The organism is Microcoleus sp. D2_18a_D3, assembly GCF_036702455.1.
Classification (GTDB): Bacteria; Cyanobacteriota; Cyanobacteriia; order Cyanobacteriales; family Microcoleaceae; genus Microcoleus.
In genome coordinates, this window is record NZ_JAUBTK010000056.1 from 23325 (window position 1) to 45304 (window position 21980).

Here is a 21980-nt window from a genome sequence, read left to right on the forward strand (position 1 = left end):
GAATCTTGTCCCCCCCTTATTAAGGGGGGCTAGGGGGGATCGAGATATGTGCAGCCTCATACAAAATTGGTATTAGATAAAACCGATCGCCCTTTCCTTCATCTGCGTCCATCCGCGTTTATCCGCCTGCATCTGCGGTTGCTAAAAAGCGATCGGCCCCAAAAAGAGCGATCGCCCTCCCAAACAAATTATCCTTCATCCTCCGACTTTACAGGAGGACGCCCAGAAATCACAATAAATCCAACTGATTCGAGAGTCAGGTGCGGGCGGCGAATACCAGCTAAAACCGCTTGACTCAACAAACTTTCGGTATTGATTTCATCAGCCAAAACCGATTCTAAAAGTTGTTCGGATTTAGAAAGTCGATTCAAGCGCAACTGCAATTGATTCACCCGGTTTTCGAGTTGAATAGCAGCAGTGACAGCAGATCGATCGCACATTTCCACAAAAGCCGATCGCCCGCGCAGCAATTCCTCCGATACCACCCGTCCCTTTTGACAAAAATCATCCCATTCTAGCGGATCGACAAAACTGTCAATCAGCGACGTGCGATTTTTCGACAAATTGTAATCCCGATTCGGCCCGCCTTTCCCCTTATAAGGCCGCTGCAAAATCGCCAGAATTTCCGCATCTTCCACCAGTGACATTTCTTCGCTGCGAGCATCTACAAACACAGTTTCAAAAATGGGCAGAAACAGAGCATCAGCGCGGCGCTGCAAAGCTTTCAAGTTGTAATTCTCGATATTTTGTGCTTGCAAAACTTGCTCTGCCGGTTGCACATCAGTCTGGATTGAATAATTAAACTGAAAGCCAAACCACTCCTTCCCAGGCGCAGCATCCCAACTTTCATCATGCCGCCACATGGCAAAAGCTTGACCGCGATCGTCCCAGCGAATATAAGAGCTAATTGCATCGATCAATCCCTCACCAATGCGGTAAAGAGCGACATCCGCATTCTGATAAGCAATCCGGCGATTGTAACTACCATATTGCTGGCAATAAGGAACCAATCTGGTCATCAAATCGTTCGAGGGAATTAACGTTTTTTGAGTAGGTTTATAGCGCATCAACCCCGATACACTCGGATGTTCGATTTGTTTGAAGTGAAGAGCTTGACACAACCAACCTTCAGTAGCCCGCTGCATTTCTTTATGCTTAGCATCGCAGTTATCGAGAGATTCAAAATACTGAGATGCGCTGTCATCAAGAGTATCAATTTCATCGAGAACGTACTGTTCGTCAATTTTGATTTTCTCTTGTTCGATTTCAGTTTTAATCGCTGCAATTTCGCTGGATAAGCCCTTGCCTCCCTCAGCAAACAACTTTTCTTCCAGTTTGAGAAGTTTTTCATCAGCATAAAACTGAAGGCTGGCAATAGATTTGTTGAAGATATCAAACCCATCTTTTAAAACTTGAAACCAAGCTTCGTGGGGACTATCCGGCAAATCCGGGCCTGCAAACAAACAAAATTGCACTCCCATTTTGCTGCCAATGCGATCGACTCTGCCGAGTCTTTGTTCTAACTGATGGGGAAACCACGGCAAATCGAAGTGAACTAACCAATCTGTCACTTGCAGATTTACCCCTACTTCCGCCGATCGATCGCACACTAAGATAAAACAATGCGCTTCTGTCTTAAACCGCTTGAGACTAGCCTCAACATCATCAGCCGATTTGCTCGTCTCATGGCTGGCGATCGCATTTTTACCAAAGATTTTCGCTAAATTTTCCGCAATCTCTTTACAAGTTGCAGTAAAACTGGTAAAAATCACAATTTTCGGGAAACGCTCGCCCGGAATCGGCCGTTTAATTTGCTGTTGAATTCTCGACAGCAAATCGCGAGGTTTGCTGTGATACTCGCGCGGAACCTTCAAAGCAACTGCCAGAAATCGGAGAATCGCGATTCGTAACAAACTCAGTCGATCGAGTCCTTCCTGGGGCTTTTCCAGGGTATTGAGCAAGGTTTCCAGCATTTCCCTTTCTTCGGGAAACAGCGCAGTTTTGGTCAAAATCGCCGTGTCATTTTGTCCAAATTCGCGATCGAGTTCTGGAGTCGATTTTTTCTGCAAGCGAGCTTTCACAACCCGTTCTAAAACATTCAGCCAAGTACCGGAAGCGCGGAAAAACAGCAGAAAAATTCTCTGATATTCGCTCGACTTGGGAGCAACTGTGCGCCATTTATCGAGTACGGTTTGAATTTCCGACCACTGTTCATCATTCAGATCGTACTCAGTTTTGGGGACAGCATCTCGATCGAAAATCACATCCTCAACTGCATCGCGGCGGTTGCGAAGGATGCGACGGTGCAGACGGTAGGTATCGCTAACGTGAGTGCGAATAGTTCGGACAAGCCGAGCCTGTTCTGCGGTTTCTTTAGTTTTCAAACAACTTTCTAACTCTGTTGCTAATCCGATTAAATAATCATCTTTGGCAAAAATAGTGCGAAGTTGAGCGAGTTTTGTTTGCAAAACAGCAGGCTTGGCATTTTCTCGGAAATCCAGCAAAGCGCGGCCGATTTCTTGACGGTTTTGCACCTGTTCTTTGAAATTTTCCAGGTCATCAAGACGGTAAGTTGTGGGATCTAGCAAGTGCAGCATCGTTAGAAAATCTTGCTCGTGGCCGAGAACTGGCGTTGCAGATAATAACAATACATTTTTGCTTTTCTGAGCTAGTTTCTGACAGAGTTCAAAGGACTGCTGCTGAGTGCGATCGCTCGAATGTGCCATTGCAGCCACATCATGCGCTTCATCAACAATCAGAAAATCTAGGTTGGCGTTGCGGCTAATTTGATTGATGTCGCTAACAGCAACAAGCTGCACTCGGTCAGCGAAATGAGACAAATAGAATTTATTTTCCAACTCCTGCCGCCACTGTTCTAGCAGGTATTTCGGAACCAGCACCACAGCGCGTCCGTTGGGTTCGTCGAGCAGAAATTGGCGGAGAATTGTGCCGGCTTCTACTGTTTTTCCCAATCCTGGTTCGTCGGCTAATAAATAGCGCACGATTGGGTCTTCTAGGACGCGCCGGACGACTTCAACTTGGTGCGGATAGAGGTCTATGTTAGCAGAAATTAAACCGGTCATGCCCCGGCTGACGGCCCGCTGTTCGATCGCAGATTGAACGAATGCCAATCGGCGATCGTGAAAATACGGCGTTTCTTGGCCTTTGACTGCTAAAATGTCGATCGGATCGGCGATCGGGATATTGCAGCGAACGTAAAGTTCGCTTTCAACAGCTTGCAAACTTTGGCTGTCGGGGAGGTCAATTTCGTACTCTAATTTATCTTCATCCCAATCATAAACTCGCCCAATTATCCATCTTTCCTGAGTGGTACTCCAGAGGTAGCAGCGGGTTTGGCGCTGAAGTCTGGCTTCTTGCAGCAAGCCCAAGGGTACAGTTTTGCGGATGCGGTTTTTAACTGAGCAAAAATATTCAACTACCGCCTCGATACGCGATACCTCAACAACTTTTCCGACTCCCAAATCGCTTCGGGGCGATCGAACTAACGAACCAACATCAATCATAATTTCAGCCTGACAATACTTACTAGAATACATTGACACTCCCCGGCCTTGAAGGCGCGGGGATTCTTGGATCAATCAGTCGATTTGCTCGTTGATGCTGCCATCAAAGAGTAGAGATCGGTCTGTCCCCAAGCGTTGATTTCGGTGTGCCCCACCGTATTTAAATTCAAATTAATTCCTGCTTGCTTCAACCCTTTAACCAAAATATTGCGAGCTGCGTTGTAGTCACGATCTAACGTCGCACCGCAATCGCAAATATGGGTTCTGGTTGATAGCGTTTTCAAGACAGTATTGCCACAACTTGAACAATCTTGCGAGGTGTATTGAGGTGGAACAGCAATTACTGTTTTGCCGTACACATTTCCAAAATACTCTAACCATTGAGCAAATTGTGACCACCCTGCATCGCTAATCGACTTAGCAAGTTTATGGTTTTTGACCATATTCCGTACTTGAAGGTCTTCGTAGGCTACAAAATCGCTAGATTTTACCGCGCACAACGCCGTCTTTATGGCGAAGTCTTTACGCTGCCGACTAACCTTCAGGTGCTTTCTTCCTAACTTGTCGATCGCTTTTTTTCGATTGCCAGAGCCTTTCTTCTTTCGAGAAACTCGCTTTTGCAATCTCTTCAAAGCTTTTTCACTTTTTCGGAGGTGGCGAGGGTTCGCGACTGTTTCACCATCGCTATCGGTAGAAAAATGGTTCAATCCCACGTCTATTCCCATAGCTTTACCAGTCGGAATAAGTTCTTCTTTTCGCTCCACATTGATGCAAAGTTGTGCGTAGTATCCGTCGGCACGCCGCACAACTCTGATTCGCTTAATCTCATCGGGTGCATAGAAATGCAAATCCCGACTACCGACTAATTTGAACTTTCCAGCAGCAAAGCCGTCCTTAAATGTCAAACATCTTTTGTCGGCAGAAAGTAGCCATCCTGATGTTTTGTATTCGACAGAGCGAGTATGCTTCTTAAACTTTGGGTAGCCTTTTTTGCCTGGTGTTTTTGCTTTGCAATTAGCGAAAAAACGTTGGATAGCAAAAATGGCACGTTCGGCAGAAGCCTGACGTGCCATTGAGTTAAGCTTGCCTGCCCATTCAAACTCTTTTGCCATAATGGCGCATTGTTTGTACAGATCAATTAGCTTAACTCCTTGATTGTCTATCCAATATCTAAGAGTTTTGTTTCGGACAAATTGAGCTGTTCTGATCATCTCGTCGATGACCCGATATTGCTCGGCTTTGCCTTTCAACTTAAACTCTAGAACTATCATGACAAAATCTTATCACTTTTGCGAAAGCTTTTAGTTACAAAATACGTATATTTAACAATTATTTGCAATAATTGGAAATTAAAGCCGTCCTAGAAGGACGGGGCTTTAAACCCAATTTTTTGGTAACATTTTGGGAATTCCATAAATATGCGAGCAGCGAATAAGAATAAGTAATTACGAGGAAGGAAAAACAACGCCTGGATTACCGGATTCCCATTTCGGGTATTTCTGCATAACACTGCTATAAATTTGAGACTCTGTGAACTCTGCTAACCAAGCTTGTAGGCCAGGCCAAGGCTGTTCGTTAAACCAAGCTGGATCGGTATGAGCGAATTGACGAACAAAAGGTGCGATCGCCATATCAGCCAATGCTACATTGTTACCAAATAAATATTTAGTGGCGTTTAACTGTGAGTTGAGTTTTTCCAGGAATAAAGAACCTTCATAGCGATGTACTTGGGCATCAACACCGGGATAGCGATCGGGGTACTTATAACGGTCAAGATGATATTTAAACCTATCATCAAATAGAGCGATTAGTTCCAGCATTTCTGTAAGAGAACCTTGCTGTGGCACCAACCATTTTTCAGGATCATGTTGTTTCAATGCCCACAACATGATATCGATACTTTGATCGAGTACGCGCCCATCAACATCAATCAATATTGGTACTGTACCTTTGGCAGATACATCCAACATCTCTGGTGGTTTGTCTCGCAAAACAACTTCCCGCAACTCACACACCCGATTGCTAACCATTAAGGCCAAGCGCGCGCGCATAGCATAGGGACAGCGGCGAAAGGAATACAAAATCGGGTATTTTGCTGACATATAATATCAATTCCGGTTGCACCGTCTGTGATTGTTGACTGTTGACTGGTGACTGTTGACTGTTGACTCGATTTTATTATGCCGATGGCACCGGAAACGATATAATTAGTCGATCGCACGATCGGGTTTTTCGGGTCAGAAACCCCGTTTCTTCGTAGATTTCTCGTCGCTAAACAAGATTTTTCGTAGAAACGGGGTTTCTTTAAACTTAGTGAATAATAATATTAGTCGATCGCACCATCTACTTTTTCCTTCGCATCGTAGCGTGCGCCTATATGTACTTGGTTGCGACGCTTAGCAAGCTCAATCTGACGTTGACGTTCAGATAAGGCTTGTTTTTTGGTTTCAGTTTTGGAGTCATGACAATGAGGACAACTCACACCAAGCACAAATAATTCCGAAGCCTTATCTTCCTGACTAATCGGGTGACGACAACCGCGACAAAGTTCATAATTTCCCGGCTTTAAGTCCTGACCAACAGAAACCCGTTCATCAAAGACAAAACATTCACCTTCCCAACGACTTTCTGCTTCCGGCACCGTTTCCAAATATTTTAAAATTCCGCCTTCGAGATGATAGACTTCCTCAAAACCTTGACTACGCAAAAAAGCAGTAGATTTCTCGCAGCGAATACCACCCGTGCAAAACATTGCCACCTTGGGTTTATTGCGTAAAGCAGTTTCCCGCAGCGCCCATTCAGGTAAATCGGAAAAGCTTTTTGTTTTGGGATTAATAGCGCCTTCAAAAGTACCCATAGATACCTCGTAGTCGTTACGCACATCAACCACGACAACATCGGGATCGTCAAGCAGCTTATTCCACTCCTCCGGCTTAACATATTTGCCAGCCATGAGGCGGGGATTAATGTCCGGTACTCCCATCGTGACGATTTCGCGCTTCAAGCGTATTTTCAGGCGGTAAAAAGGTGCTTTTTCCGAGAAAGATTCCTTGTGTACGAGATCGGCAAAACGCGGGTCACTACGCAAGAATGCCAGCACTGCGTGTACGCCCTCGGACGAGCCGGCAATAGTGCCATTGATGCCTTCTTGGGCCAGCAAGATAGTGCCTTTGACGTTGTTGTTGTTGCAACAATCGAGTAGCGGTGCTTTCAGCTCAGCAAAATCAGGTAGTTCAACGAACTTATATAAAGCAGCAGTTAAGAAAGAAGCCATATATCGAATGGATAAGAGTAATTAATTTTCATAATTAAATTATATGAAAATTCAGTCAAAGCGGACGGTGGGACTCGAACCCACGACGTTCAGCGGAAGAGGTAAGCATCACTCATGGAATCCGATAATGCCAAAGGTTTACATCCTCCGAGCTGATTTTTGTATCCCGTGTGGTCTCCAAATTGTCTCCCAATTGTCTCCAAATTGTCTCCCAATTGTCTCCAAAGTGCTAACGTGGTCCTGTCGCTTTTGAAATTTTACCATGACCCATACGTCTAGTAGAGGTGCGGAATGTGGGTTGAAAGCACCACGCAAAAAGTCGAGGGCTGATTTGGCGGATATGGAAACTGTGCTGGACGTATTGGCAGAGCTAGGCGCTTAACCAAAGCCATGTTTAGAGACACTCCGAATACTCTCCAAATTGTCTCCAAATTGTCTCCAAACAGCCCTCAAAAACCCTGTGTTTGTCTCCAAAAACATCCTGTGCAACCACAGAGGTCAAGCCCTAGAAACGCCAAAACCCTTGATTCCTCAAAAGTTTTAAATAGTTTTTTCGCAAGCGGACGGTGGGACTCGAACCCACGACGTTCAGCATGGGAAGCTGACATTCTACCACTGAATTACGCCCGCGCTTAGGGTTTTTTACTTGCTTTCACCTTCTTTGACTGTGGAGGCACAGCGCTAAAAAACCACTAGAAAAACATTGTACAACTATTTTCGGATTTTGAGTATAGCATTTTGACAATCAATTTTGGCCGATCGCCGATCGCACAACCGAGCCATGATACTGCCGCAGACGAGCCAATTGTCATCGCGGGCAAAAGCTGCCACTAAATCAGCAATCGCCTCGGTTGCGAACCTTGACAAAGAGTTCGGGGCTTCTGCGCGCACGTTCCGATCGCGCGATCGCACTACATCATTTTTAACAGCGCAGCCATTGAGTCCGCAGTTGGAGTCTGCCGCCATCCCATCGCCACGAACGATCGCACCCTCGACTCGGTATCGTTCACTTTACTCAGCAACATCCGTAGCGCCACCGCAGAATCGCACTTTCTCTGAACCGTTACCCCCAGCAGCCTGTCTTGAGAATCCGAACTTTGCAGCGCTGCTGGGATTTCGCTAATTTCCCTAAGCTAATTAAAATATATTTTTGTTACTTTTCTTTACGACTTTAGCTAGGATTGCCGGACTTTGGGAAGATTAAAAAATTCACTTATTAGATTCTCTCGGCCAATTAACAGCCTCAAACTTCAACACCAGAAAAAGTTCACGAAGTAATTGCTGAGCTCAAGCAATATTGGCAACAACCGATCGACGATACCTTGAAAATGACTAAAAAGGTAAAAATGGCACAACAAGCAGTGATGAAACACTTATAAAATTATCCCCAGATAGTTGACATCGGCGGGGAGGTAGCCAATTTGCGCTCGCAACAACCTTCCTCAAAATGAGATTAATTGCGGTTCTGTAGAGTATGCTGTTTTTTTTAGTTTATCTACTTAATTGTACTGTTTTCGTTCCCCGGAGATTCTCCATAGTCCCACTGCTTGATAAGGGCGGACAAAATTCCGGTTGGAAGTTTATTGACGATTTGGGGGATGGAGGAGAAATCCACTCGCTCGCACACCTTAATAGAATTCCTACGCTGGCAGAATCGGGAAAATTCACGGATTCTTAACTTTTAACAGTATATTTAACAGTATAATTATTGATAATTTCCCGTCTCAATCTTGTCCCCCGCTAGGAAAGGGGGAACTCCAAAATAATGATTTTAAAATCGCTTGAGAACACACGCAGACTTCGCCTAAATATTATATCGGTAGGTAGATGACTTATTATTCATTTTAGTATATATATATATATATATATTAAATACAATATAACGATAATACGCAGGCAGGAAGCTATCTGGTATAAAAAATGAGTCAGAAAAAGAATTCCAAGAAATCTAAACCTCAAGCTGATATGGATGCTGAAGGAAAGCAACAAAACAATCAAAACGAGTTATTTCCAGTTGTCGGAATAGGAGCGTCTGCGGGTGGATTGGAAGCCTTTACCCAATTACTCAACCATTTGCCGATGGATACTGGCATGGCGTTTGTAATAATTCAGCATATGTTGCCGACTCAGGAAAGTGTGTTGAGTGAGATTCTGGGTCGATCGACCCAGATGCCCGTGCATGAGATAACAGATGGGATGCAAATAGCACCGAATCAGGTCTACGTCATCCCCCCGAATTGCAGGATGACAATCGATCGAGGGGTGCTGAAGCTAACGCCTCGCGGCAGCACACACGGGGTGTTTATGTCCGTCGATATTTTTCTGGTTTCCCTCGCCACAGAACGCGGGAACCAAGCCATCGGCGTCGTTTTGTCCGGGGGCGACGGCGATGGTGCCCAAGGATTAAAAGCGATTAAGGCTGCGGGCGGTATTACTTTTGCCCAATGTCAAGAATCGGCACAAGTCAGCAGTATGCCGAACACTGCGGTGGCTACGGGTCAGGTAGACTTTACCTTGCCACCGGAAGAAATTGCCAGGAAAATAGCAGAGATCGGCCGTCATCCCTACATGGCCGATCGGCCTGCGACAGAATCGACCACCAGTGAAGATGCGATCGACAGTAAAGATGCGATCGCCACCATTTACAGTTTGCTGCGCGCCGCTACAGGAGTTGATTTTACTCACTACAAACAAACCACCTTGAACCGGCGGATGCAGCGACGGATGTTGCTGTACAAGCTGGAACGGATCGAGGATTATGCCGAATATCTCCAAGACACCCCGACAGAAGTAACGGCGCTTTATCACGATATCTTCATTCATGTCACCAGCTTTTTCCGTGATCCCGAAAGCTTTGAGGCTTTAAGCAGCAATGTTTTTCCCGAAATCGTCAAACATAAATCGTCGAAAACACCGATCCGAATTTGGGTGGCCGGCTGTTCAACGGGTGAAGAAGCTTACTCGATCGCCATCTGCTTGTTAGAGTTTTTAGCAGATCGAGCTACTGATCTGCCGATTCAGATTTATGCGACAGACATCAGCGAAAATGCGATCGCCCATGCGCGCCGTGGCTTTTATACGCGATCCCAAGTCGCGGATATTTCACCCCAACGCCTGCATCGGTTCTTTGTGCAAGTCGAGGGCGGATACCAAATCGCTCAGCCGGTGCGAGAACTCTGCGTCTTTGCTAAACACAACCTGATCGGCGAGCCGCCGTTTTCCCGGATGGATTTGATCACCTGTCGGAACGTGCTGATCTATCTCGGCCCGCCTTTGCAGAAAAAGCTGCTGCCAATTTTCCACTATGGGCTTCGGCCTGCGGGCTTTTTGCTGTTAGGCACTTCGGAAACGGTTGGTGACTTTTCAGAATTGTTTACGGTATTAGACAAAAAGAACAAAATTTATACTAAAAAACTGCTGTCGCATTGGCTAAGCATGGATTTAACTGCTAGCAACTATCCGGAGACAGCCATCAACTTTCCACCGCTGCTGACGGAAAGCTTAAACGAAATCGAAATCGAGAAACAGGCCGATAGCATTGTTTTGAATCACTATGCCCCTGTCGGCGTCGTAATTAACACAGCCAGGGACATTCTGCAATTTCGCGGACAGACGAATGCCTACTTAGAACCGTGTCCCGGTAGGGCTAGCTTGAATTTGCTGAGAATGGCAAAAGAAGGATTGCGCCTCGAACTCCGCACTGCAATTGAACAAGCCTCGCAGCAGCAGTTGCCGATCGTGCGCGCAGGCGTGCAAATTAGAGAAAGCGAGATCATCCGCCAGGTCAAAATTAATGTGATTCCATTCCCAACAGGCGCTGTACCAAAAAACTATTTTTTAGTTTTGTTTCAAGACGAGCCGCCGATCCCTGCAATGCCTGCTGCTGTAAACGATCGTAGAGTCAACTCCGATGTTTTAGAGGGTGAAAGTTTGGAGATTGCGAGGCTGCAAGAAGAACTCCAAATTACAAAAGACCACCTGCAAACGATCATCCTAGAACATCAAGCCGCTAACCAAGATTTGAGAGCGGCCAACGAGGAGATTTTGTCGAACAACGAAGAGTTGCAAAGTACAAATGAGGAACTCGAAACCGCAAAAGAAGAGATTCAGGCAACCAATGAAGAACTGAACACAATTAATGATGAATTGCAGCGGCGCAATGTTGAATCAACTCAAATGAGTAACGATTTACAGAATCTGCTCAGCACCATCAATATTCCGATTCTAATGGTGGGAGGCGACCTGCGAATCCGTCGGTTTACTCCCGCAATCGAAGGCATCTTCAACTTGATTTCTAGCGATGTCGGGCGCTGTGTGAGCGACATCACTCACAAGTTGAAGATGCCGGAGTTAGAGCCAATGATTGTAGAGGTGATCCGTACCCTCAATTTGAAAGTTCAGGAGGTTCAAGATCGAGAGGGTCGTTGGTACGATCTGCATATTCGACCGTATCGGACGATCGACCACAAGATTGATGGGGCTGTGGTGATGTTGGTGGATATCCACGATCTCAAAGTCAGCGCCCAGCAGTTGATGGAAGCGAAAAACTACGCCGAAACGATCGTAGAAACCGTGCGGGAACCGTTGCTAGTGCTGGATCTAAACCTGCGGGCGATCACCGCCAACCGTTCTTTCTACGAGACGTTTCAGGTGCAGCCGATCGACACTGAGCACCACTCGATCTTCGATCTCGGTAACAGACAGTGGAATATTCCCAAGTTGCGATCGCTCCTAAAAGAAATTCTGGCAGGAAAGACCGAGTTTCACGATTTTGAGGTCGAGCATGACTTTGAGCATATCGGGCATAAAATAATGCAGCTCAATGGCCGCAAAATGCCTCCCATCGGCGATACACAGATGATTCTGTTGGCGTTCGATGATATCACCAAGCAAAAACAGTTCGAGATAGAACGCAGCCTTCGGATTCAAGAACAATTGGCTCGTGTCGCTGCTGAGGAGGCCAACCGCGTCAAAGATGAGTTTTTGTCCGTGCTCTCTCACGAACTGCGGACGCCGCTCAATGCGATGATTGGCTGGACACAGTTGCTGCGCCTGAAAAAATTTGACCAGGCTAAAACCGAGGAGGCGCTAAAAACGATCGAGCGCGCCGCCAAAGCACAAAACCAGCTCATCGATGACATCTTAGACGTTTCGCGGATTACCACAGGCCAGTTTCGGCTCAATGCTATTGCACTTGAGCTGACTCCACTGGTTAAAAATGCGATGGAGGTGGTTCGTTTGGCAGCAGAAGCCAAAAATCTTCAAATGGAATCCAGGCTAACTTCTTTAACACTAAACGTATTGGGCGATCCAAACCGCTTACAACAGGTTGTGTGGAATCTACTTTCAAACGCGATTAAATTCACCCCAGCCGGAGGCAGAATTGACATCGCATTAGACTACATTGATGGCATGGCTCAAATTCAAGTTAGCGATACTGGTAAGGGCATTCACCCTAATTTTCTCCCCTATGTGTTCGATCGGTTCCGTCAGGCGGATAGTAGCTACTCTCGCAGAGAGGGTGGATTGGGGCTAGGACTCTCGATCGTCCGTCATTTAGTAGAACTCCACGGCGGTACTGTTAGTGCAGAAAGTTCAGGTGAGGGACAAGGGGCAACGTTTACCGTGAGGTTGCCGCTACGAACAGAGCTCCCAGAAAGTTCGACGCTCAAATGTGCCAAAGACACAAGTGAATCCGAATAATTATTAATGATGCTATTACTATCTTTTTCGGCGTTGCTGAATTTAGCTATGATATCAAATCCGTTAGCATCGGAATAGTAAATTCGAGTTCACTGTTGACTGTTGACTGTTGACTGTTGACTGTGAGTCAAAAAACTGAAAATTGCGCGAATTATTTGTTGCGAGCTTGATTCGACTTTACGCCCGACGAATGAAGCAAGGATTTGATATCATTCCGGCGCAACCGGAATTGATATTATTTCTAATCTGGCGTTGCTGGATACAGGTATGAATTCAAGATTTCGCGATTGCTATAAGCCAAGTAGGGCCTGATCTGATCTCGTTTCCGGTTGCATCACAATAATAAAATCGAGTCAACAGTCAACAGTCAACACTCAACACTCAACACTCAACCGTCAACAATGATTCCGCTGCAACCGGAATCGATATAACTATTTACCCAGCTTAACCTGATCGCCATCCTTAAGAAAACCAGCGCCAGTAACAACCACCCGATCGCCCGCCTTCAAACCCTTTTTAACCACCACCTTAGCAGCAGTCAAATCGCCCACAGCGCCCCCGGAAATTTCCCCAACTTCCACCGGTTGAGCCTGCACCTTATCCTGGCCGACAAGTTTATAAACAATAGAAGTGCCGTCAGATTGCGGCACAATAGCTTTAGCAGGGACTTTCAAACCTTGAGCCGTTGCCGTCGAAATGGATGCACGCAAAAACATTCCCGATCGCAAAAACTCGCTTGTGGGCAAATCAATCTTCACCGTAGCTTGCCGATTTTGCGGGTCAACTACCGGCGAAATCTCTCGTACAGTTCCTGACAACTTAATCCGCTTGTCAGAATCCGAAGTAATTTGCACTGCTGTTCCCGGCCGCACTTGCGAAAGCTGAGTTTCCGGTACTTTCAATTGCAGTTCCAGCTTGTTTCCCCGAATAATTGAAAATAGTTTTTGACTTCCCGAAGAAACATCGCCAACTCGACCAATTCTTTCAGCCACAGTGCCACTATCCGGCGCTCGAACAATAGTTTGTTCTAGTTGAGTTTGTAACTGTTTGACTTGTGCATCATTGCTGCGGACACTTGCTGCGTTATTTCCCACATTTGCTCTGGCACTGCTGACACTCGCTCCGGCCGTATTCACTTTAGCACGAGCGCTGGCGAGGGCCGCTCTAGCCGTACTGATATTAGCTTCTGCAGTAGCTACTTTAGCAATAGAAGATTGCACTTCTTCTGCTGCTTTATTCTGTTCTTGCAAAGCTGTATTCAAGTCAGCTTTAGCTTTGTTCAAGTCTTCAAGAGCAGTCTGCCGCTCTGTCTTGCGTCTTTCTAAATCTTGCTGACTAATTACTCCCTGAGAAGCCAAATCTTGGGTGCGATTTACTTCTCTTTGAGCTTGATCTAATTTAGCCTGAGCGGAGGCAATGCCGGCTTTAGCTTGAGTGACACCGGCTTTAGCTTGTTCCACACCGGCCCTTGCCTGCCCGACGCCTGTTCTGGCTTGCGCTGCGTCAGCGATGGCTTTTTCAACGCCAGCTTGGGCTTGAGCCACGCCGGCTTGGGCTTCTTGTTGAGCTGACTCGGCTTGCTGTACCTGAGCTTCGGCTTGTTCTACCGTAGAATTGGCCGATTGTACTTCCGCAAGCGCTTCGGCAATTTGCGATCGTAATACCGAATCGTCCAAAACCGCCATCGTCTGACCTTTTTCTACCGCATCTCCCTCGGCCACCAACACCTGCTTAATTTGCAAACCGTTGGCTTGTGGCAGCACTGGCAGTAAGTCGTAGGCCACCACGCTACCCGTCGCTTCCAGAGTTTCACCCACCTCGGCAGATTCCACAGGCGCCACTGTCACAGTCTGAGCCGTCGTTTGCACAGTTGCCGAGGGAATTGGAGCTGCGGGACGCGAACTCTGTTTGCCCCCAGTCAAGTTTACTGCTAGCAACGTTGCAGCCACGCCCATCCCTGCGCCCGCCAACAAGGCAGGCCACCTGATTTCTTTACGGGGCCCAACTTCAGTTGCTTCTGGTTCCCACACTTCTGATTGTTCCCCCTCCATTTCTGGAGCTTCTAGGGCAACTTCTCGTTCATCTTCCTCACCGGAGAATGACCAGCGAGAGTTTTCTGAGACCCCACTTTCAGGTACATCCACTGCTGAGTTCTTGTCGCGTCCGCTCTGCACGGGGGGAAGGGGTTGCTTTTCTTCCGCTTCTGAAAAAACTTGATTGGTCACGGTAGTTCCTCTCGCGGCTATTAGCCTTTGGTTTTTTTATTGTAAAGAAAGATTGCGGTTTTTATATTTGATTCATTTTAGCGGATGGCCTCAGCAGTCCCGCGTCCCCCTTTTGGGTGAGTGTGGTGCCCTTTCACCTTACAATGGCGAATTGATCCGAGTTTGTACGATCGACATTTAATTTGATCTGCCTCTGGGGCATACTGAATATGAGCGTGATTTCTGATCGTGGGGTCGATCGGGCTGGCATTGTGTCTCCCCAACTGGCTTAGCCGTCACCTATCTATCAATGCTCAGAAAAGTCAGTCTAATCTTGAACTGATTATTCCTAATCTATACTCTCATGTGTTTACTGTATAATACGGCACATCTGCTGAAAAATTTGTGCCACTTTATTTAAAAAAAATCAAAATGAGTAGTCTCTTTTCTCCTCTCCAACAGTTTCTAATTACTTGGCTGCTAGTGCTAGTGACGGGATGGTTTACCCTGACTGCTGTCAGTTATGTTGGGGAACTGGTGAGCATTTTAGTAACAGCGGGACTCATTGCATTTTTATTAAATTATGCAGTAAAAAGACTGCAAGTATTTTTGCCACGGGGAGTAGCTGCGGGGCTGGTTTATTTAACTGCGGGTGTGATAGTAGTAGTAATCGGTTTAACTATTGTGCCGCCGGTGTTCAACCAAGCGAGCCAGTTGGGGGTGAGGTTGCCGGAATTGCTGGAGTCGGGGCGGCTGCAGCTAGGTGAATTTCAAGCCTGGAGTGCCGATCGCAATTTACCGTTTGACGTGCAAATATTCGAGCAGCAACTGTCAGCGAGAGTCCAGGGACAAGTCCAGGCGATCGCCGGTACGGGTTTAGGCTTAGTTGTCGGTACTTTTAACTGGTTTTTGGACTTAATTTTTATTGTGGTGATTTCCTTTTATATGCTCCTTGACGGGCAAAGAGTCTGGCAGGGTTTGACCAGCATTTTTTCCCCAGAAATTCGCTATGTTTTAACAGAGACTTTGCAGCGAAACCTCCAGCGGTTTGTATCGGGACAGTTATTGCTGGGACTATTTATGGCCCTCTCGCTAACTCTGGCTTTTTGGTGGCTGCAAGTTCCGTTTTTTCTGTTGTTTGCCGTGTTTATAGGATTGACGGAAATAATTCCCTTTATTGGAGCAACTTTGGGAATTGGTACTGTTAGTATAATTGTAGCGTTTATTGATTGGTGGCTGGCGCTACAAGTGTTGGTAGTGGCGATCGGTCTCCAGCAAATCAAGGATAATTTAGTAGCTCCCCGAATCATGGGGAATCTCACCGGATTGAGCCCGGTAATTATTTTCACAGCTTTGCTGTTAGGAGGTAGAGTGGGAGGATTGTTGGGAGTTATCCTGGCAATTCCGCTCACTGGGGTTGTAAAAAGTATAGTAGAAATTGTACTCAATCCCAAATTGCCGCCCCAAACAGGCTCGTTTTTCTACAATCCTTTTAGCGGCGAGGAATTGGGGAAAATACCAGAAGAGGAAACTAGAATAATCTTGGTCGCAGATGAACAAAAGTAGTCTAACTTTTGTAGTAAGTAATACAGTTAGGAAAACTTTTATACGTCAGGACTTAACTTTTTGCTGCTGAGTCCATTAAGAAAAGACTAAAGTCTCTACAAAGAACTTTAAGAACTTTAGTCTTTATTACTAACCACTGAAAATCTCAAACCTAAAAAATTATGAAATGGTGGCAAAATCTTAGAAAAAATCCTCTAGCTCGGTTGGGAGCCGTGCTACTGTTAATTTTTTATACAGTCGCACTTTTGGCCGAATTTGTGGCACCTTATGACCCCTACGACTCTCAATTAAACGCTTCCTTGCTGCCGCCGACTCAGATTTATTTAAGCACCCCAGACGGGCGATTTATCGGGCCCCACGTTTATCCGACTACTCAGGGCCCGGTGGATGCAAATACCGGCGCTCGTGAGGTAATTGTAGACTGGCAAAAACCCTCGGTTCTAGGTTTGTTTGTCAAAGGTTCTCCCTATAAGTTTTTAGGAGTTTTGCCATTAGAGAGGCACTTGTTTGGTACTACAGGAGAAGGCCAAATTAACCTTTTAGGGACGGACGAACAAGCTCGCGATCAATTCAGTCGCTTAGTACACGGCAGCAGAATTAGCCTCTGCATCGGTTTAGTTGGCATAGCAATTTCTTTCCCATTGGGATTGTTAATCGGAGGCATATCCGGTTATTTCGGCAGTTGGATTGATAGTATTTTAATGCGTTTCGCCGAAGTATTGATGACGATTCCTGGTCTTTATTTATTAGTAGCGCTAGCAGCAGTGTTGCCGCCGGGATTGACAAGTGCTCAGCGATTTATATTGATTGTGCTGATTACTTCATTTATCAATTGGGCCGGTTTGGCGCGGGTAATTCGCGGTCAGGTACTGTCAATTAAACAACGAGAATTCGTGCAAGCGGCGCGGGCAATGGGGGCCAATCCAATTTATATTATTGTCCGCCACGTTTTGCCACAAACTGCAACTTATGTAATTATTTCTGCTACTTTGGCGGTTCCAGGTTTTATTGTGGCGGAGTCGGTTTTGAGTTTAATTGGCTTGGGAATTCAACAGCCAGATCCTTCTTGGGGAAATTTGCTATCTCTTTCTACTAATGCTTCAATTTTAGTGTTGCAGCCTTGGTTGGTTTGGCCTCCGGCGATACTTATTATTTTGACTGTTTTGGCGTTTAATTTATTGGGGGATGGGTTGCGGGATGCTCTCGATCCGAGAAGCATTCAAAGGTAATTGGGAGTTAGTAATTTCTAGTTTTTAGGCAGAGCGGGTGTAAAAGTTACGCCCCCTAATTGGGCGGATTAACCGGTAAGCAAATGGTAAAAGTAGAACCAACACCCTCCTGACTTTTTACTGCAATATTGCCACCCATCATTAGGCAAAAACGCTGGCTGATTGCTAGTCCCAAACCGGTGCCGCCGTACTTGCGGGTGGTGGAAGCGTCTGCTTGGGTAAAGGGTTGGAAAATATGCTGCAACTGGTCTGGAGTCATCCCAATTCCTGTATCTGTACAATTAACAACTAAAAATTCTTTACTAGCAATTGAAGATTCTGAATTTGCCGCAGGCTCAGAAGTGTTTTCTTGTTTTGTTTCGCTGCTGTCGCCCGCGATTTGTTCTCGGCTGGCTGTGAGGGTAATTGTACCGTTTTGAGTGAATTTGGCAGCATTGCTCAGCAAATTTAATAAAATCTGCTGCACTTTCGTAATGTCACCGTGCATGGTGCCGATATTGCTAATTTTGTGCAACTTGAGAATGTTGCCGTTTTTCTCTATTAGCGGCGCGGCGGTGGATGCTACTTCTTCAATCAAGGCGGCGATGTCGAAGGTTTCTAAGTAAAGATCCATGCGGCCGGCTTCGATTTTAGAAATGTCGAGAATGTCGTTAATTAGCGATAGCAAGTGTCTGCCGGAAGTGCGGATTTTGTCTAAATCTGGGGTGAGTTCATCGTAACCCAATTCTGCGGTTTCTTCTTGGAGCATTTCGCTGTAGCCGATGATGGCATTCAGAGGTGTTCGCAGTTCGTGGCTCATATTTGCCAAAAATGCACTTTTTGCGGTGGAAGCGGCTTCGGCTGCTTCTAGGGCGAGTTGCAAGGCGGATTCAAAGATTTTTCGATCGCTAATATCCTCGACGCTGCCTTCATAGTAGAGTACCTCGCCGTTGGCGTCGCACACTGCACGCGCGCTTTCGGAAATCCAAATTACCTTGCCGTCAACGCGGTAAACTTGTGACTCAAATCCCGAAACTTCTCCGAATTCTTCCATCACCCGCATAAACTTGTCGCCCTGCTGAGGATTGACGTAAGCTTGCTGTCTGATGTTTGTGAGATTGGATGTCAATTCTTCGGGAGTGGCGTAGCCATAGATGCGCGCTAAAGCTGGATTTACGCTCAAGAAGTGGCCTTCGGGGGTTCTTTGAAAAATGCCTTCGACGGCATTTTCAAAGATGCTGCGATATTTTTGTTCTGCTTGACGCAAAGCGCTTTGTGTACGATCGCGCTCGCTGGCTTCGATCGCCAATGATACCAAATCTGCCAGGGAAGCAGCAAAATTTTGTTCTTCTAATGTCCAGTTGCGAGTAGTTCCCACTTGTTCGATACAGATGACTCCCACTGTTTGTCCTCCCAGCCGCACCGGCGCGTCTAAGGTAGAAGTAGTGCCAGCTTGTGAAAAGTAAGATTCGGCAAATTCTCTAGTTCTAATATCTGAGAGAGCGTCATCGGCTGCGATCGTCCGGTGTTCTTCCAAAGCTTTAAAATAAACTGGATAGTCGGCTGCTATCAGTTCGGCACCTTGGGAATGCTGGTGGTTGCTGCGCCTAAATTGGTCGAGACATTGCAGTTTCGATCGGCTCTCATCATACAGCCACGCGCCAGCTTTTTCTGTCTGTAGGGTATGAGCTGCTGCTTCGGTGATTTCCCTCAACGCTACTTGCAAATCCCCTCGATACAGCGCTTTATTTCTTGCCAATTCTACCAAAACCGTATTTTGTTTGAGCAATTGTTTTTGCCTTTGGTGTCGCGCCGATTCGGCTCGCTTCTGTTCGGTAATGTCGCGGGCTACGAAAATGACGGATTCTTCTGAAAGCGGTGAAATGCTGGCTGCAAAACAAACTTCGCGGTCGTCAATGGTTAAATCGTACTCAATGCTAACAGTTTGCTGAGTATCTAAAGCTGCTCGGATGTGGTTGAGAAAATTATCTGATGTAGGTTGCGGAAACACCTCTGTGACTGTTTTGCCAACTAATTCTTCGACTGGTTTGTAGAGCAGGGAAAGATTTGTGGGCGCGATTTTTAAATAGCGACCGCTGGCGTCCACAACTATAATTAATTCGTTCATGGCTGCAAACAAAGCCCGCAATTCTGCTTCGGCGGCTTCGAGTTCGGCAGTCCGCTCTGCTACTCGCTGTTCTAAACTAGAGTTGGTTTGTTCTAGGGCAACAAAAGACGCTCGCAATTGTCGGGCCATTTGATTGAAAGACTGAGCTAGAAGGCCGAGTTCTTTGACGCCTTGAACTTCGACTTCGCCGTCTAATTCCTTTGAGGTGAAGTCGGAGGATTCGGACATTTTTGTTAAAGCTTTGGAAGCTTGCAACAATCGGGTAATCGGTTTGACAACCCAGCGAGTGGTGAAAATTCCGAGTGCGCTCGCCACTACGAAGGCAAAAAAGCACAATAAGATAGTTGTGCGAGTGTTGGCGTTAATTTGCTCCATAAAGTCGGCTTCCGGGATTGCAACTACAATCAGCCAATCGAGGCCGCGGCCGTCTTGCAGGGGAGCAACGGTAATGAATTGACGTTTGCCGTCTATCTCGAAGGTAAACTGTCCTTGGCTGTTAATTTGTTCAAAACTACCAAATCGTTTTTGCAAGTATGTCGAGGCCGATCGAATTAGCAAATTTTTGCTCTGTGTCGCCAACAGCCGTTTTTGTCCGTCTTGGCCGGTGACAAAGGGCAGTTCATCTGTGGAACTGGCGACTATTTCCCCGCTGCGTTCGATCGCAAAAACTTGTCCCGACGGGCTAATTTTGATGCTTTGGAGAAAATCGCTGATTTGAGAAAGAGTCAGGTCAATTGCCAGTACCCCCTGCAGGCTGCCCGTTTGGCTGTAGATGGGCATCACCGGCGTAATCCCCAGAACTGGCGAGGCTGCGAAGACGTAGATGGGAGACCAAGTGGCTTTTCCTGCCTGTTTGGCAGCTTGGTACCACGGTCTAGTACGGGGGTCATAGAGGACGGTTTGGATTAGCTCAGTGCGATTTCCTTGGCTGTCGAGGCGATAAATTTCGCGGTTGGGAGCCGTTGATTCGTCTCTGATGTATACTAAGTGTTCTGCTTCTCTCTTGAGCAAGAGGAATTTTCCCTGTTCGTCGCCGTAGTAGATGGTTGTATTTCGATCGCTCAGCTTGGTCTGGTTCCACAAATAGCGCTCTAAGTTGGGGAAGTCTTCCGGGTCTAAGTTTCCAGAGGCGATCGCAGCAGTATTCATTTGCAGGAATAGATGAGACACATCCCCAAAACTGCGGAAATTTTCTTTAGTCCTCGCTGCGACTTCCAAGCTTAACCTCGTAGCAAGGTCATTGACGGCTTTCTGGCCGTTGCGAAACGACAGCCATCCAGTCACGCCGACTGCTACGGAGATTTGCACCACCAGCGGTATCAACAAAACTAGACTTAGTGACATCTTGGGCGAGCTTTTCATCACACAACTGCTCAGACTTTTCAATAACATCAATATTGTGACACCTACCAGGTTTGCGTATCGTTTGTCGTTTATAAAGATGCCCTAGATATAATTTACAAAGTTGTACAGCAATACTGAAGTGGGGTGGTCGGCCGCTCAAAACTTGGCTGAGATTTCCACCGCTACTGTAAAAACTTGCAATATTAATGATGCCACTACTTGCGTGAATGTGGCGATCGCTCTGGACACTGGCGGTCAAATAGTCACACCCGTAAAAAAAATGCAACTTTAGGCCGGTGATCCCAACCCTGCTTGTCATCAGTCATTCCCAATTCTTCTATTCTTTCAATCTAAAATTTAAAATGTCAAATCTCAAACGGTATCACTTCCTTCGGGTGCGGATTGCCTCCCTTACGCCTGCTTAATAAAAATTTGATTGGATTTTTTTCTACCGTGCGATGACAAATGTAAATTCTGTGACAATCCGCTGTTAAAAAATTTGCTATTAATAAGATAAGCCGCCAAAATTCCGTAGCTAGCGGGGCGTAAGCCATCGAGTACAAAGAGGATAATTGAAGCATCTGCATTCCATCAAAAGCAGCAAAGTAAAGCGTTTTTGGCTTTTTTGGACGCTCGATATTTTGGCAAAATAATACTTCTGGAGGATGACATGAACTATACATTTGAAATCCTGGGCGTATCTCCAACTTTAACATTTTTTAACCAGCAGCAGGAATTGCTGAAACAACAGCAGCCGTCGGGTGTAGAATACTTGGGAAACTGGAAGTGTACTCTTGATGCGTTTGTGGCATCCGTGGAGACAGTTTCTCCTTACCGGGGCTGGGATGTCGATCGAGTTGTAGACACCGTGATTAGTTTCTGGATGAACAATTCCGATAGCATCCAGTATTGGAGACACAGGCTGCAGGATGCCGGCAGCGAAAACTTGTTAGTAGCCAGAGTAGGCGATATCAAGTCTTTGCAAGCTGCATTTGAATCGCTGCTGGGCGAATAGAAAAATCGCCAATT

The 21980-nt window shown here is 46.3% G+C and carries 12 protein-coding genes and 1 tRNA gene; 5 read left to right on the top strand and 8 right to left on the bottom strand.

Annotated features, from left to right (window positions below):
- Positions 1-188 precede the first annotated feature (188 nt).
- The 6 genes from dpdE to QUB06_RS22930 all read right to left on the bottom strand — a co-directional run bounded on the left by dpdE (position 189) and on the right by QUB06_RS22930 (position 7764).
- Positions 189-3557: a protein DpdE gene (gene dpdE, locus QUB06_RS22905; RefSeq protein WP_333437226.1), complete on the bottom strand. Its 3369-nt coding sequence runs from the start codon at positions 3555-3557 to the stop codon at positions 189-191.
- A gap of 38 nt (positions 3558-3595) precedes the next feature.
- On the bottom strand, positions 3596-4795 hold the full coding sequence (locus QUB06_RS22910) for a transposase (protein ID WP_333437227.1): 1200 nt from the start codon (positions 4793-4795) through the stop codon (positions 3596-3598).
- Between the two features lie 174 nt (positions 4796-4969).
- Entirely contained in the window at positions 4970-5626 is a 657-nt protein-coding gene (locus QUB06_RS22915; RefSeq protein WP_333437228.1) for a glutathione S-transferase, read from the bottom strand.
- A gap of 224 nt (positions 5627-5850) precedes the next feature.
- Positions 5851-6798, bottom strand: a complete 948-nt coding sequence (gene trhO / locus QUB06_RS22920) for an oxygen-dependent tRNA uridine(34) hydroxylase TrhO (RefSeq protein WP_333437229.1) — start codon at positions 6796-6798, stop codon at positions 5851-5853.
- A gap of 558 nt (positions 6799-7356) precedes the next feature.
- Positions 7357-7428 (bottom strand) — tRNA-Gly (locus QUB06_RS22925).
- An 81-nt stretch (positions 7429-7509) separates the two neighbouring features.
- Positions 7510-7764 (bottom strand): hypothetical protein, encoded by a 255-nt coding sequence (locus tag QUB06_RS22930; protein WP_333437230.1) that lies wholly within the window; start codon positions 7762-7764, stop codon positions 7510-7512.
- A gap of 954 nt (positions 7765-8718) precedes the next feature.
- On the opposite strand from QUB06_RS22930, the gene QUB06_RS22935 reads away from it, so the two are divergent.
- Entirely contained in the window at positions 8719-12501 is a 3783-nt protein-coding gene (locus QUB06_RS22935) for a chemotaxis protein CheB (protein WP_333437231.1), read from the top strand.
- Positions 12502-12932: 431 nt separating this feature from the next.
- On the opposite strand, the gene QUB06_RS22940 is transcribed toward QUB06_RS22935, so the two are convergent.
- On the bottom strand, positions 12933-14726 hold the full coding sequence (locus QUB06_RS22940; RefSeq protein ID WP_333437232.1) for an efflux RND transporter periplasmic adaptor subunit: 1794 nt from the start codon (positions 14724-14726) through the stop codon (positions 12933-12935).
- A gap of 411 nt (positions 14727-15137) precedes the next feature.
- Between QUB06_RS22940 and QUB06_RS22945 the strand changes: the two genes are divergently transcribed.
- Both QUB06_RS22945 and QUB06_RS22950 read left to right on the top strand, forming a co-directional pair.
- Positions 15138-16271: an AI-2E family transporter gene (locus tag QUB06_RS22945; RefSeq protein WP_333437233.1), complete on the top strand. Its 1134-nt coding sequence runs from the start codon at positions 15138-15140 to the stop codon at positions 16269-16271.
- Positions 16272-16432: 161 nt separating this feature from the next.
- On the top strand, positions 16433-17500 hold the full coding sequence (locus QUB06_RS22950; protein WP_333437234.1) for an ABC transporter permease: 1068 nt from the start codon (positions 16433-16435) through the stop codon (positions 17498-17500).
- Between the two features lie 55 nt (positions 17501-17555).
- Here the strand turns inward: QUB06_RS22950 and QUB06_RS22955 are convergent, their stop codons facing one another.
- A complete protein-coding gene (locus tag QUB06_RS22955) occupies positions 17556-20969 on the bottom strand; it encodes a PAS domain S-box protein (protein WP_333437235.1) in 3414 nt (1137 codons plus the stop codon).
- A 103-nt stretch (positions 20970-21072) separates the two neighbouring features.
- Here QUB06_RS22955 and QUB06_RS22960 point away from each other — a divergent pair, with 103 nt between their 5' ends.
- Both QUB06_RS22960 and QUB06_RS22965 read left to right on the top strand, forming a co-directional pair.
- Complete coding sequence (locus tag QUB06_RS22960) at positions 21073-21243, top strand: hypothetical protein (RefSeq protein WP_333437236.1); 171 nt, start codon at positions 21073-21075, stop codon at positions 21241-21243.
- Between the two features lie 378 nt (positions 21244-21621).
- Positions 21622-21966 (top strand): hypothetical protein, encoded by a 345-nt coding sequence (locus QUB06_RS22965; RefSeq protein WP_333437237.1) that lies wholly within the window; start codon positions 21622-21624, stop codon positions 21964-21966.
- Positions 21967-21980 lie beyond the last annotated feature (14 nt).

What these genes read in the sequence shown, in the direction of transcription:
- dpdE (WP_333437226.1), bottom strand. Translation starts at nt 3,557, where the DNA reads ATGTATTCTAGTAAGTATTGTCAGGCTGAAATTATGATTGATGTTGGT.
- QUB06_RS22910 (WP_333437227.1), bottom strand. Translation starts at nt 4,795, where the DNA reads ATGATAGTTCTAGAGTTTAAGTTGAAAGGCAAAGCCGAGCAATATCGG.
- QUB06_RS22915 (WP_333437228.1), bottom strand. Translation starts at nt 5,626, where the DNA reads ATGTCAGCAAAATACCCGATTTTGTATTCCTTTCGCCGCTGTCCCTAT.
- trhO (WP_333437229.1), bottom strand. Translation starts at nt 6,798, where the DNA reads ATGGCTTCTTTCTTAACTGCTGCTTTATATAAGTTCGTTGAACTACCT.
- QUB06_RS22930 (WP_333437230.1), bottom strand. Translation starts at nt 7,764, where the DNA reads ATGGCGGCAGACTCCAACTGCGGACTCAATGGCTGCGCTGTTAAAAAT.
- QUB06_RS22935 (WP_333437231.1), top strand. Translation starts at nt 8,719, where the DNA reads ATGAGTCAGAAAAAGAATTCCAAGAAATCTAAACCTCAAGCTGATATG.
- QUB06_RS22945 (WP_333437233.1), top strand. Translation starts at nt 15,138, where the DNA reads ATGAGTAGTCTCTTTTCTCCTCTCCAACAGTTTCTAATTACTTGGCTG.
- QUB06_RS22950 (WP_333437234.1), top strand. Translation starts at nt 16,433, where the DNA reads ATGAAATGGTGGCAAAATCTTAGAAAAAATCCTCTAGCTCGGTTGGGA.
- QUB06_RS22955 (WP_333437235.1), bottom strand. Translation starts at nt 20,969, where the DNA reads ATGAAAAGCTCGCCCAAGATGTCACTAAGTCTAGTTTTGTTGATACCG.
- QUB06_RS22965 (WP_333437237.1), top strand. Translation starts at nt 21,622, where the DNA reads ATGAACTATACATTTGAAATCCTGGGCGTATCTCCAACTTTAACATTT.